The organism is Paraferrimonas haliotis (assembly GCF_002282895.1).
Taxonomy (GTDB): Bacteria; Pseudomonadota; Gammaproteobacteria; order Enterobacterales; family Shewanellaceae; genus Paraferrimonas; species Paraferrimonas haliotis.
The window spans coordinates 531,468-543,725 of record NZ_NRRB01000001.1 but is presented as its reverse complement, the minus strand read 5'-3'; the positions used below and the strand labels follow the sequence as shown (position 1 = coordinate 543,725).

At 47.8% G+C, this 12,258-nt stretch carries 11 protein-coding genes; 9 read left to right on the top strand and 2 right to left on the bottom strand.

The window, feature by feature from the left end; genetic code table 11:
- Window positions 1-46 precede the first annotated feature (46 nt).
- The 3 genes from CLC91_RS02575 to CLC91_RS02565 all read left to right on the top strand — a co-directional run bounded on the left by CLC91_RS02575 (window position 47) and on the right by CLC91_RS02565 (window position 2,802).
- A complete protein-coding gene (locus CLC91_RS02575) occupies window positions 47-595 on the top strand; it encodes a glutathione peroxidase (protein ID WP_095499935.1) in 549 nt (182 codons plus the stop codon).
- Between the two features lie 159 nt (window positions 596-754).
- Window positions 755-2,188, top strand: coding sequence for a coniferyl aldehyde dehydrogenase (locus tag CLC91_RS02570; RefSeq protein ID WP_095499934.1), 1,434 nt, complete (start codon window positions 755-757; stop codon window positions 2,186-2,188).
- Between the two features lie 14 nt (window positions 2,189-2,202).
- Window positions 2,203-2,802, top strand: coding sequence for a TetR/AcrR family transcriptional regulator (locus CLC91_RS02565; protein WP_158220678.1), 600 nt, complete (start codon window positions 2,203-2,205; stop codon window positions 2,800-2,802).
- A 9-nt stretch (window positions 2,803-2,811) separates the two neighbouring features.
- Here the strand turns inward: CLC91_RS02565 and CLC91_RS02560 are convergent, their stop codons facing one another.
- Entirely contained in the window at window positions 2,812-4,221 is a 1,410-nt protein-coding gene (locus CLC91_RS02560) for a BCCT family transporter (protein ID WP_269844419.1), read from the bottom strand.
- A 139-nt stretch (window positions 4,222-4,360) separates the two neighbouring features.
- A complete protein-coding gene (locus tag CLC91_RS02555; RefSeq protein ID WP_158220677.1) occupies window positions 4,361-5,047 on the bottom strand; it encodes a response regulator transcription factor in 687 nt (228 codons plus the stop codon).
- Window positions 5,048-5,267: 220 nt separating this feature from the next.
- On the opposite strand from CLC91_RS02555, the gene serA reads away from it, so the two are divergent.
- The 6 genes from serA (at window position 5,268) to CLC91_RS02525 (ending at window position 12,250) form a co-directional block, all read left to right on the top strand.
- Window positions 5,268-6,497, top strand: a complete 1,230-nt coding sequence (serA, locus tag CLC91_RS02550; RefSeq protein WP_095499932.1) for a phosphoglycerate dehydrogenase — start codon at window positions 5,268-5,270, stop codon at window positions 6,495-6,497.
- A 60-nt stretch (window positions 6,498-6,557) separates the two neighbouring features.
- Window positions 6,558-7,424 carry a CAF17-like 4Fe-4S cluster assembly/insertion protein YgfZ gene (gene ygfZ, locus CLC91_RS02545; protein ID WP_095499931.1) on the top strand — a complete coding sequence of 289 codons (867 nt, stop codon included), beginning with the start codon at window positions 6,558-6,560 and terminating at the stop codon, window positions 7,422-7,424.
- A gap of 107 nt (window positions 7,425-7,531) precedes the next feature.
- Entirely contained in the window at window positions 7,532-8,260 is a 729-nt protein-coding gene (locus tag CLC91_RS02540; protein WP_095497378.1) for an ABC transporter ATP-binding protein, read from the top strand.
- Window position 8,261: 1 nt separating this feature from the next.
- Window positions 8,262-10,754 carry an FtsX-like permease family protein gene (locus CLC91_RS02535; RefSeq protein ID WP_095499930.1) on the top strand — a complete coding sequence of 831 codons (2,493 nt, stop codon included), beginning with the start codon at window positions 8,262-8,264 and terminating at the stop codon, window positions 10,752-10,754.
- The gene (locus tag CLC91_RS02530) at window positions 10,751-11,830 is read left to right on the top strand and encodes a lipocalin-like domain-containing protein (RefSeq protein ID WP_095499929.1); all 1,080 of its coding nucleotides are present in this window, start codon (window positions 10,751-10,753) and stop codon (window positions 11,828-11,830) included. The genes CLC91_RS02535 and CLC91_RS02530 overlap by 4 nt, the downstream gene beginning before the upstream one ends.
- A gap of 168 nt (window positions 11,831-11,998) precedes the next feature.
- A complete protein-coding gene (locus CLC91_RS02525) occupies window positions 11,999-12,250 on the top strand; it encodes a chaperone NapD (RefSeq protein ID WP_095497375.1) in 252 nt (83 codons plus the stop codon).
- Window positions 12,251-12,258 lie beyond the last annotated feature (8 nt).

Genomic DNA, 12,258 nt, shown 5'->3' with positions numbered 1-12,258 from the left:
CACTCAGTGATAATTTAATAAAGATATTGTTAACAGGGATTTCACAATGAACTCAATCAAACTCATCGCCGCTTCCTTTGCTTTGTTCACGGCACCCGCCATGGCATCAGAATGCGCAACTGTCTTTAATGAAAGTTATCCGAAACTTCACTCAAACAAAACCGTAGACATGTGTGCGGAAACCGCCGGCAAAGCCGTTTTGGTTGTAAACACCGCCAGCCACTGTGGCTTTACTTCGCAGTTCAAACAACTACAGGCTGTTTACGACAAGTACAAAGATAAAGGTTTAACCGTGGTGGGCTTCCCGTCAAACGACTTCTTCCAAGAAGACGATGACCAAGCCAAAACGGCCGAAGTGTGCTACATCAATTACGGCGTTAAATTCGCAATGACGCAACCTGTGGCGGTTCGTGGTAGTGATGCCATCCCTTTATTCAAGAATTTAGCCGACCAAGCGGACGACGCGCCAAATTGGAACTTCCATAAATATTTGGTGAACCAAAAAGGCGAAGTCGTGGGCTCGTGGGGCTCTCGAACCAAGCCAGACTCTGATGAAATTGTCGGTGCTATCGAGAAAACCATAGCGCTGCCGTAAGACAAAACTGTTTCATGCTCTTCCCTAGCTATCCTTAGATGTGTCCTTGCCATGCCCTTGCATGGCTTTTTTTTGGCCAAAATTTGCTTGCAGTTCCATTAACGATCTTCCATACTGACTGACTAGTCAGTTTCGTTCAGCTTTTAGAGGATTGTTACGATGAACCAAACCGCCACGCCGTTACCTCTGTCGATAGATGACCAGCTTAATGCGCTATTGCACGCGCAAAAAAAAGCTTTTTTAGCAAAACCTTACCCAAGCTTAGAACAACGTGTTGCCGATCTTGACCGCTTTAAAGCCAGCTTTAGCAAATACCAAGCTCAGTTAATCAGCGCCATGAGCGATGACTTTGGTCACCGAGCAAACAATGACAGCGTGCTTGGCGACATACTGCCAACCTTTGGTTGTCTCAAGTACACCAAAAAGCGCCTAAAAAGTTGGATGAAACCACAAAAACGCCACAGCGGTTTGCTGCTTGCTCCTGCAAGTGTGCGAGTTGAATATCAGCCCTTAGGTGTCGTTGGTATCATTGTCCCGTGGAATTTCCCCATCATGCTCGGATTGGTGCCTATGATTACCGCACTGGCCGCAGGTAATCGGGTCATGTTAAAGCAATCCGAGTTTACCCCGAAAACTAACGCCGTCATAAAGCAATGCTTAGCCGAAGTATTTGATGAAACTCAAGTGGTGGTTGTAGAGGGTGAAGCTGATGTTGCCGCCGCTTTTTCGCAGTTGCCTTTTGATCACCTGTTATTCACCGGCTCCACCGAAGTAGGCAAACACGTCATGCGCGCGGCAGCGAACAACTTGACCCCAGTGACCTTAGAGCTTGGTGGAAAATCGCCGGCCATCATCGCGCCGGATATCGATTTAGAAACCGCAGTTAAGCGTTTGATTTTTGGTAAATGCATGAACTCAGGCCAAATTTGCGTAAGCCCTGACTATGTCCTAATTCCCAAAGAAAAAGTACAAATGTTCATCGACCTGTACTGTAGAAAATTCAGAGCCATGTACCCCGACTTTTTAAACAATAAAGACTACACTCACGTGGTCAACGAGCGCCAATTCAGTCGCATTCAAAGTTGGCTGGACGATGCTCGACAAAAAGGCGCCAGCATCACGCCAGCGATCGCTGATGGCATTGATGTTGAACGCCGTAAAATGGCCACCCAGTTAATCACGCAAGTGAGCGATGACATGACCTTAGCTCAACAAGAAATATTTGGCCCTATCTTGCCCATAATTCCTTACGACTCGCTTGAGCAAGCCATTAAATACATTCAAGACAGACCACGCCCGCTGGCACTGTATATCATGAGTTTCGACAAACAAACTCAGCAACAAATCATCCAGCGAACTCACTCTGGCGGTGTGGCGATTAATGACACAGTGATGCAGGTAGCGGCTGAAGATGCGCCTTTTGGTGGCGTCGGTCCATCCGGTATGGGGCATTATCACGGCATTGAAGGATTTAAAACCTTCTCAAAAGCAAAAACCGTATTTTCTCAAGGAAAAATTTATACCGCTGGTTTGGTTCAACCACCATACAAAGGTCTGGTGCAATCCTTGATTAAAAAGCTGTTTGTACGCTAGTGAGCGAGGTAAAAGTGGCCAATTCAAAGAAACAGCAATTGTTATTCGCTGCCTTAGAATTGTTTGTGAAGCAAGGTATCAGCAACACCTCTACCGCATCCATTGCCCAAGCAGCGGGCGTGGCCAGTGGTACCTTGTTTCATCACTTCACCAACAAACAAGGGCTCATCGACGCGCTTTATCGTTGGGTTAAAGAAGGCATGAGCGATGGCTTGGTGACCTCGTTAAACCTGTTAAAACAGAACTCCGATGCTCTGGATCATCAGACCTACCAAGAGGCGTTGTTTAGGTTGTGGTTTGAGTCTATGAATTGGGCGGTCACGCACCCACTGCACACTCGCTTTTTCTATCGATATTATCAAAACCAACAAGTAACGCCTTCGCTGCAATCTAATCTCGAAAATAGAATGCTGCAGCAATTAGAAGAAGTATTAATGCTGGGCGCAAAAAACGGTTGGCTGTTGGATATGCCAATGGATTTACTGCGCCACCATTGCTATCAGATGTATTTGTCCACCAGCCAGTTCTTCTTAGAGCAACCTCATTTATGGCAAAACCCTAATTACCAGCAATCGGCGTTTAAGTGTTTCTTACAAAGCATCGAGCGCGCTTAATAGCCACGGTTACCTAGAGTTAACCTGGGTTACCATGTCTTTTAGCATCATGATGAGTTGACCAACCAGCACCAAGGTAAACGGCAGTGCACCGGCAATGGCTATTTGTTTATTTAAATCCACATCGTTAATGCCCACCAGCGCCATCGATAACGCCAACAGCAAAAGCCCCCACAGCAATTTATTTAGCAAGTGATTTTCACCTTCCAACAGGCCGCACACCAATACCGCTGAATCGGCGCTGGTAATAACAAAAGTTATCAGCAAAATTATCGCCGCAAAGGACAACACCTGCGTTAAAGGAAAACCATCAAAAAATAGAAACAGGCCTTGAGTATAATCTTGACTCACGGCATCGCTAATGGCAGCAGTTGCGCCACCAATCAAAGCGTTACCGCCGAATATGCTGAACCATAAAATTGATGCGACCGTCGGTACGACAATGGCGCAGGCTAAAAACTGGCGAACAGTTCGACCTTTGGATATGCGAGCAATGAAAGGGCCTACAAACGGTGCCCACGCCACCCACCAAACAAGGTAGATCACGGTCCACCCAATACTCCACTGTTTCGATTCCGGCGCAATCGAAAAAGAGACTTGAGGCAACAGCTTTAGGTATTCAACACTTGATGTAAGCGCTATCCATAATGAGTTGAGGGAACCGCTGAGCATCAAGACTACCAAAGCTAGGGTAATCATCAATATGAGATTAAACTGGGAAACGTATTTGATGCCTCGGTTAAGGCCCGTTAATGAAGAAGCCATAAATAACAACCCAATCAAGACTAATAGCCCATAGCGAAACGCCGAGTCTTCGAAGGTTATGCTGGTAGACTGCTCGACCCCGGTTTGCACCAAGGCGATTGTATTTGCGAAGGTGCCCGCGACCCCAAACAAGATAGCGATGATGGCCAACCAATCGAGAATCACCCAAGCACCAGGACGCGGTTTGCCGCTAAAGCTTGCGGATATTCGCAACTCACGGCCGCGATTAAAGCCAAACCAGGCAACCGCCAAACCCGCCAAGGCGTATATCGCCCAGGCGTGCAGCCCCCAATGAAAATAGGTTAATGCAAGCGCCGTATCCTTTAGATCTTGGCTATCAGCAACAAACGCGGGCGGGTTTGCAAAATGACTGATGGGCTCAGCGACACCCCAAAATATCAAACCCGATCCCATTCCTGCAGCAAACAACATAGCTAACCAGCTGAATAAGCCAAACTCGGGTTGAGCGCCCTCACCTCCAAGCTTGATGCGCCCTAGCGGAGACACGGCAATGGCTGAACAAACAATGATGATACCGCTGCTTAAGCACAATAGCGCTAACCCAAAGGTATCCAACGCCCATTGAATCGCCTGTGACATGAGCAAAATACTGTACTCAGGGTAGCTTATGAGCAACGCCATGAATCCAGCCAAAACAATAAAACGTACCAAACGAGGCAACAGCGAATTATCGGCGTGTGCCGAAGTTAGGAATGAGGGGCGCAAAAGAATTTCTCTGATTATAATTTGGCAACCATCATACCCTAAATATTCTTGTCGTAGGTAACCTCCATTAGCTCGCTGTAGTCAATAGCGCCTGATGTTGAGAAGCCCATCGGTGCAGCGCTACACGGTTGCGCACTTGAGTTTTTCGGTAAATAGCCGAAATGTGCGACTTCACCGTATGCTCGCTGATATAAAGCTGTCGAGCGATTTCCTTATTGCGAGCGCCTGAGCACACCAAAGTGATGACTTTACGCTCTTTCAGTGTGAGTGAATCCACCAATTGCAGTTGTTGCGGATCCACTTGGTTTCGCGCTTGCTCGAAAATCAACTGCTGACACAGCTGCCCCACAACACTGCTGCTGAACCACAACTCCCCCGCCAACATTTTAGCTAAACCAATGAGCAACCTATCCAACGGATGATGGTCATAGTACACGCCTTGCAACCCCATAAGCATTGCCAAGCTTTCATTAACCTCACCGGTTGGTGCCTGATACAAGGCCACGCGAATGCGAGATTGCGAAAAACCGCTCACCAGCAACTGATTAACCACATCGGGAATGCCTTGGGTCGCGCTTTGAACTTCGCGACAGCTCACCATATAAATGATTTGACCAGACAGCTTATTAGGATTTGGAAAGTGTTGCGGATCATCCTCTATGACGACACGATAGCCAGCCCTTTGCGCAATCGCCGATAAGGTGCAGGCTTGTTTTTGAGGTTGTAGCAACAGTAGATGTTTTTCTTCAGACATAGCAACTCCTTTGCTTGTAATCGAACGAACGTCATCTATGGGTATAGCGCACATTTTGGAAGTCAGCAAAAAGGACGACGGCGATCTCGCTCAAAGGTATGACACCTCCCATCCCACTAATTGAAAATAAATCCGCTGCAAGCGTGTCTTTACCCCTTGCAACCATGCGTTTTTTTGATAGTTTTAAGGGCTCTCGCTCTTCGAATTTTAAGGAAACGATATGACCCAGCATTCATTGGATAAAGGCAAAATAAATGTCTTGTTGTTAGAAGGTGTTCATCAAAGCGCCATCGATACCATGCAGCGTATGGGGTATTCCAACATTGAGTCGATATCTTCCTCGTTAACCGGCGACGAATTAACCGAGAAAATTGCTAACGCGCACTTTGTTGGCATTCGTTCTCGAACCCAACTCACACAAGCAGTGCTTGAGAAAGCGAACAAGCTTGTAGCCATTGGCTGCTTTTGCATCGGCACCAATCAGGTTGACCTTAAAGCCGCTGAGCTTAAAGGCGTGCCTGTGTTTAATGCGCCTTTTAGCAACACACGCAGTGTGGCTGAATTAGTGCTCGCTGAAATCATTATGTTAAGTCGAGGGATTCCGCAACGTAACGCCCAATGCCACCGAGGCGGTTGGGCCAAAAGCGCCAAGGGCTCAACCGAAGTTCGCGGTAAAACCTTAGGCATTATTGGTTATGGACACATTGGTACCCAACTGGGCATTTTGGCTGAAACCTTAGGTATGCGAGTAGAATTCTTTGATATCGAAGATAAACTGCCTTTAGGGAATGCCCACCAAGTGCACGATTTAACCACCTTGCTGGGTCAGTCTGATTTCGTGTCTTTGCATGTACCAGAGACCCCAGCAACCAAAAACATGTTCTCAACCGAAGAGTTTGCGGCCATGAAAACCGGTGCCAAGTTCATTAATGCTTCTCGAGGCACGGTAGTCGACATTGAAGCGCTTAAGGTTGCAGTAGAGTCGAATCAGGTGGGCGGTGCCGCGGTCGACGTATTCCCGGTTGAGCCTAAGTCGAATCAGGACGAATTTGTCAGTCCTCTGCGCGGATTAGACAACGTGATATTAACCCCTCATATTGGCGGTAGCACCCAAGAAGCTCAGCAAAATATCGGCATTGAAGTCGCTGGTAAACTGGTCAAATATTCCGACAATGGCTCTACGCTATCGGCAGTCAACTTTCCTGAAGTGTCGTTGCCTGGACACCAAGGAACCAGCCGCTTATTGCATATTCACCGTAACCAACCCGGTGTATTGCAACAAATTAACCAAGCATTTGCGCAAGAGCACATCAACATTGCCTCGCAATACCTACAAACCACTGCAGATATTGGTTACGTGGTGATGGATATTAACAGCGACGATGCTGAGCGAGCCTTATCGCAATTAAGGCAAATTGATGGCACCATCCGTGCTCGAGTGCTGCGCTGATGAGTAATTTGGATTACAATCTGGCTACTTGCAGCACCTATTTAGTTTGGGAACCCCACTATGAATAACGCTTATCAATGTCATACCGTTAAGCACCTAGCCGTAATTCGAGCGAGCGGTGACGACACCGTTAGCTTTTTACAAAGCCAAATAACCTGCGATTTGGTTGCTTTGCAAAACAACGACAGCAGCTGGGGCGGCCATTGCGACCCAAAAGGTAAATTGTTAGCCGCGTTTCGAATGATTCGACAAAGCTCTGGTGTATTACTAATTTTGCCAAAAGAAATTGCGCAGCAGGATTTAGCGCAAATTCAAAAATACGCCGTGTTTAATAAAGTTGCGTTTGAGGACATCACCGATACCTTATTCTGTTATGCCATTACCGGCGACAGCAATGCCTTTATTGAGCAACACTTTAGTCCATTTGAAGGCGATAGCGCCGAGTTTAACGGCACGACTTTGCTGCGACAACCCCATGGTTTGTTAGTCTTCTCTGCAACTGAGTTGGCGCTAGAGACCAGCAAAGGCTTTTGGGTTAACGAAATCCAAGCGGGGCTGCCTTTGTTTGGCGAGCAGCACATGGGCCAATATATTCCGCAAATGTTTAATCTGCAGGCATTGTCCGGAATAAGCTTTGAAAAAGGCTGTTATTTAGGTCAAGAAACCGTGGCTAGAATCCACTATCGCGGTGGTCTTAAACGCCGACTATTTTGTTTGTCAGGACAAGCGAAAGCGGACGTCGCTGCGGGTACTGGGTTAACGGTAGACGGACGTCGCAGCGGTGAAATTATAGCAGCCGCTCAAAAAGGCGAGCAGTTGGATGTGTTGGCCATAATGAGCATCGATGCCGATGAGAACGCCAGCTACCAAGTCGCCGACATCGACAGTGACCTTAAAGTGCAACCCCTAAGTTACACACTGGACTGATCATACGCTTGATGAGTAAGCGCCTCGCTCATTGCGGGGCGTTTTGTTTTGGGCTGATCTTCTCTTATGCTTAATCCGTAAAGGATGTAAGGAATAAAGGAGGTCCTATGCCCAACTCTATCGTTACCATTGAATCCATGTCCAAAGCATTTACCATGGGCAATCAAGTTAGCCAAGTCTTATCGGACGTCGATCTCAAGGTTGCTGACGCAGAGCAAATTGCCCTTATGGGAGCAAGCGGCAGCGGCAAAAGTACACTGCTTAACATTATTGCCGCTTATCAAACTCCTGACTCGGGCCTCGCTCGCTTTCAACAGCGCGACATCCATCTAATGAGCGATAACGAGTTGGCGCAATGGCGACGCAAAGAGTTAGGCGTTGTTTTTCAAAACTATAATTTGCTCGCCCCATTGACCGCTCGCCAGAACATCGACTTTTGCTTAAGCCTTGCAGGTAAACGTTGGGACGATTGGAGCGACTATTTATGTCAGCAATTGCAGGTAAGCGAGCTGTTAGACAAATACCCCCACCAGCTTTCCGGCGGTCAACAGCAACGCATTGCCATTGCTCGAGCCATCGCTCATAAACCGCTGTTGTTGCTGGCTGACGAGCCCACCGGCAACTTAGATCAACAAGCCTCTGAGCAAGTGATGCAATTGTTGGTAGAACTCAGCCGAGTGGCCAACAGCGCTATTATTATGGTGACACACAGCCGCGAAGCCGCCAATTATTTACAAAAAACCTACACCCTCATTCAAGGAAAACTGCAGCTCACTCGAGACAAAAACAGCGAGCAAGAGAACAAAATCACTCCGCTAATTAGTGCGGGGAAATAACATGCTTAATGACAGCTTAAAAATACTCGCCATCATGGCGCGTCATTACCGCCAGCACCCCATTCAATTGTTGGGAGCGCTGGTGGGCCTCATTTTAGCGGTGAGCCTGCTTATTGGTGTAAAAGCCATTAATGAACGGGCTAAAGACAGCTATCAAAACGCCAGTGAAGTGCTGGCTCAACCAGCTAAATGGCTGATACAAAGCCAAACTGACAATGCGTTTATCGACGACAGCGTCTATCGAACTCTTAAGCGTGAAGGCATAGAGCCCATCGCACCGTATTTAAGTGGCTGGCTGACGGCCAAGAACGGGCAGTACATTAAAATCCAAGGCCTCGACTTTATTAGTGCCTTTTCCCAGTTTGACTCCAACAACGCTCAATCTCAAAGTACCCAAACCAATGACAATCAGGCTTTGCGTCAATCGGTATCGCTGGCGCAACTTCTGCAGGCCCCGTTTATTGGGCTGGTAAGCCAAGAATTCGCCAGCCAATTGGACTTGCCTAAAGATAACCGCCTGCGCTTTAGTAACGGCCAAGCCATTCAAATTATTGCCATTGATGACGATCGCCTTGGTAACGGTATTGTGGTGGACATCGCCGCCGCTCAACAGCTGCTCGAGCAGCCCGGAAAGTTGGGCTACATCGCCATTTTTGATGACGCCGTTACCGACCGAATTCGACCACTACTTCCAGCAAACGCTCGTTTGCAAGCGCAGGACAAATCCATGGACATGGCCTCGCTAACGGCGTCGTTCCATTTAAATCTAAGCGCTATTAGCTACCTTGCTTTTGTGGTGGGTGGGTTCATCGCTTACAACGCTATTCGCTTCAGTTTATTGCAAAGGCAAGCGTTGATATTACGTTTGCGACAATTGGGCATGTCACAACGGGCGCTGTCTGTCGCTTTGATCATTGAGCAACTGCTGTTGTGTGCAGTGGGTGTGAGCATTGGACTGTGGTTGGGCTTACAATTAGCCCACTGGTTGCAACCCATGGTATCGGTGACTCTTGAGCGGCTCTACCAGGTTAACTTGTTGCCGGGCGACTGGCGAATGAGTTGGTGGTGGCAAGCGTGGGGTGTCTCACTGATTGCCTCGGCCTTTGCCTTGTACCCGAGTTTGAAAGAATTGGCCAGCAAGCAATTAATTGCCCGCTCGCAACTCACCGGTAACCTTGGTCAATTCGACTCATTACAAAGTAAACTGGCGCTCATTGGTCTATTAATTACCTTGGTGGCCTGCAATATTTTATGGTTTAGCCAAGATTATCGGTTATCGCTGTTAGCCACAGGCATGATCACCTTAGCCATGCCCATGATGCTGCCTTGGTCACTGCAAGCTTGTTTGTCATTGATAGCCAAAAAAGTGCCTAGAGGCTTGAGCCAGTGGTTTGTCGCCGACGCTCGGCAACTGGCTCAGGGGTTAAGTCTGGCGATGATGGCAATGTTGTTGGCGCTGAGTGCCAACGTTGCCATGACCACCTTGGTCACCAGTTTTGATGCCAGTTTGCAGCGCTTCCTGTCGCAACGATTAAACGCCGACATTTATCTGCGCCCGAACCCTAATCAACTAGAAGCCATTGACGGCTTTTTGCAACAGCATGCCTCGGTGGCTCGGCTCAGTCATTACTATCAATCCGGACTCAGATTTAACAACCGCCCTATTCTCGTGAGCAGCAGTGAGACGATTCACCTGCAACAAGCGCTGGCTATGAAACAGCAACAACCCCAGTTATGGCAGGCATTTGATAACGGCGGCGTATTGCTGATGAGCGAGCCGATGGCTCTTAGAAATGGCCTAACAGTGGGACAGGTTATTGAGCTAGACGGCATCGGTCGCTTTAGCATTGGGGCCATTTATTACGATTACGGTAACCCAAGAGGACAAGTATTTATCAGTGAGTCCGACTATCTGGTTAAATTTAATGAAGCCGATCCCATTTCCATTGGGGTGAAACTAACCGATTCAGCGGCGCCCTTAACTCTGTTTAATCAATTGCTGCAGCGTTATCGACTCACTGACCAAGAAATCATTGACCAAAAAACCTTACGAGAAACGGCCCAAGGTATGTTTGAACAAACCTTTGCCATTACCCTAACCCTCAACAGCTTAACTTTAATTGTTGCCAGTTTAGGCTTGTTCAGTGCGATATTGAGCTTAACTCAAGGCCGACTTGCCGCCTTCGCTCTGCTGAGCAGCCTAGGGCTTACTCAGCGGCAACTGCTGGCGTTAGCGCTGGCTCAAAATCTGGCGTTATTGCTGCTGAGCGGCTTGCTGGCGCTTCCCATGAGCGCTCTACTCGCTTGGGCGCTTATCGACAAAGTAACCCTGTACAGCTTCGGCTGGACCGTGGCCATGAATTGGCAGTGGGGTGATTTCTGGCAACTGCTCGGGATAGCCGCTATTGCTACCTTGCTAGCAAGCTTCGCCGCCATTCAGTGGCAGCTTAAACAACCGCTATTAACACGCTTGCAAGAGGAGCAAGGACAATGAAGTACCTAATTGCACTGACACTCTTAATAGCCATGAGCGCCTGTTCTGATTCTCAACCAACGTCATCGCAGAATGCGACAACGCGCTTGAGTCAATCCTTGCAAAATGGCGGTGAAGAATTCGCCGCCGTTGTTAAAGGGCAACCGCTGCAGTTTCCACAGGATCACGCTGCCCATCCAGAATTTCGACAAGAATGGTGGTACCTAACCGCCAATCTTAAAAATGAGCAGGGGCAAGATATTGGTTTACAGTGGACCCAGTTTCGAGTGTCTTTAGACAACAAGCTCACCCCCCAGCATGGTTGGCAAACGGGGCAACTGTTTATGGCTCATGCGGCCGTCACCAGCGAGTCGCAACATGAAGTGGCGGAGCGTTGGGAGCGTCAGCATCCGGAGTTGGCGGACGTTGCCAACTCACCACTGCAAGTATTTCTTCACAATTGGCGCTGGCAAAGCCAAAGCGACCAGTTGCTGCCGGCCACGTTAACGGTGAAAGACGATAAATTTGAGTATCAATTATCCCTGTCCAGCGATGCCCCGATACACAAACAAGGACAACAGGGTTACTCACAAAAGCACGCCACACAACCCATAGCCAGTTACTACTATTCTCAACCTTTTATCAAAATTTCTGGAAAAGTACGCATCAATGACACTTGGAATATGGTGCAAGGTGAAGGTTGGTTGGACAGAGAATGGTCGTCGCAGTTTTTAGACAAGTCTCAAGCCGGCTGGGACTGGTTTGCCCTCACCATTAATCCCGATGAAAAGCTGATGGTGTATCGTCTGCGGGGAAATCCAGATTATGTGTACGCCAACATAATGAATCGCGACGGCAGCCAGCAACAATTTAATAACACAAATGTAACACTGAAAGTCACAGAGACCTTTTCAAAAGCTGGGCACAATTATCCCATTGGTTGGCAGTTATCCATTAGCGATACGCCCATCGATTTGGAGGTTAAGGCCATCAATAGCAACAGTGAAATGGCCCTTAGTCTCCCTTACTGGGAAGGCCCGGTAACCGTAACTGGCAGTCATCAAGGTATTGGTTATCTGGAAATGACTGGCTATTAAAGCGCACGCAATTAAAAACGTTTGATTGAAAAAACTTGATATCCGTCAGGGTTTAGCCTCAATATCACTTGTGAGGTATATCACGCATTGATGTGAAGTTTAGACTAAAGCAGTCTAAACTTTCGATTATTTAGAATTTATTATCATTTTATATGCAGGCAAATCGCTATGGCCGAAGAGTACCAAGTCACCAGTTTGGTGGTTCATTGCAAGCCCGAATTGGAAACGCAAGTCAGTGACTCGCTCACTAACATTGCCGGTGTTGAAATTCACGCGTCCGACAACAATGGCAAAATGGTTGTAACCGTGGAAAGTCACTCACAGTCCGCATTGCTCGATGGCGTTGAAGCCATTAACAAAACTCAAGGTGTGTTATCAGCCACCTTGGTGTATCACCAAATTGAACCCGTAGAAGAATAGAGAGGAAA

What these genes read in the sequence shown, in the direction of transcription:
- CLC91_RS02575 (WP_095499935.1), top strand. Translation starts at nt 47, where the DNA reads ATGAACTCAATCAAACTCATCGCCGCTTCCTTTGCTTTGTTCACGGCA.
- CLC91_RS02570 (WP_095499934.1), top strand. Translation starts at nt 755, where the DNA reads ATGAACCAAACCGCCACGCCGTTACCTCTGTCGATAGATGACCAGCTT.
- CLC91_RS02555 (WP_158220677.1), bottom strand. Translation starts at nt 5,047, where the DNA reads ATGTCTGAAGAAAAACATCTACTGTTGCTACAACCTCAAAAACAAGCC.
- serA (WP_095499932.1), top strand. Translation starts at nt 5,268, where the DNA reads ATGACCCAGCATTCATTGGATAAAGGCAAAATAAATGTCTTGTTGTTA.
- ygfZ (WP_095499931.1), top strand. Translation starts at nt 6,558, where the DNA reads ATGAATAACGCTTATCAATGTCATACCGTTAAGCACCTAGCCGTAATT.
- CLC91_RS02540 (WP_095497378.1), top strand. Translation starts at nt 7,532, where the DNA reads ATGCCCAACTCTATCGTTACCATTGAATCCATGTCCAAAGCATTTACC.
- CLC91_RS02535 (WP_095499930.1), top strand. Translation starts at nt 8,262, where the DNA reads ATGCTTAATGACAGCTTAAAAATACTCGCCATCATGGCGCGTCATTAC.
- CLC91_RS02530 (WP_095499929.1), top strand. Translation starts at nt 10,751, where the DNA reads ATGAAGTACCTAATTGCACTGACACTCTTAATAGCCATGAGCGCCTGT.
- CLC91_RS02525 (WP_095497375.1), top strand. Translation starts at nt 11,999, where the DNA reads ATGGCCGAAGAGTACCAAGTCACCAGTTTGGTGGTTCATTGCAAGCCC.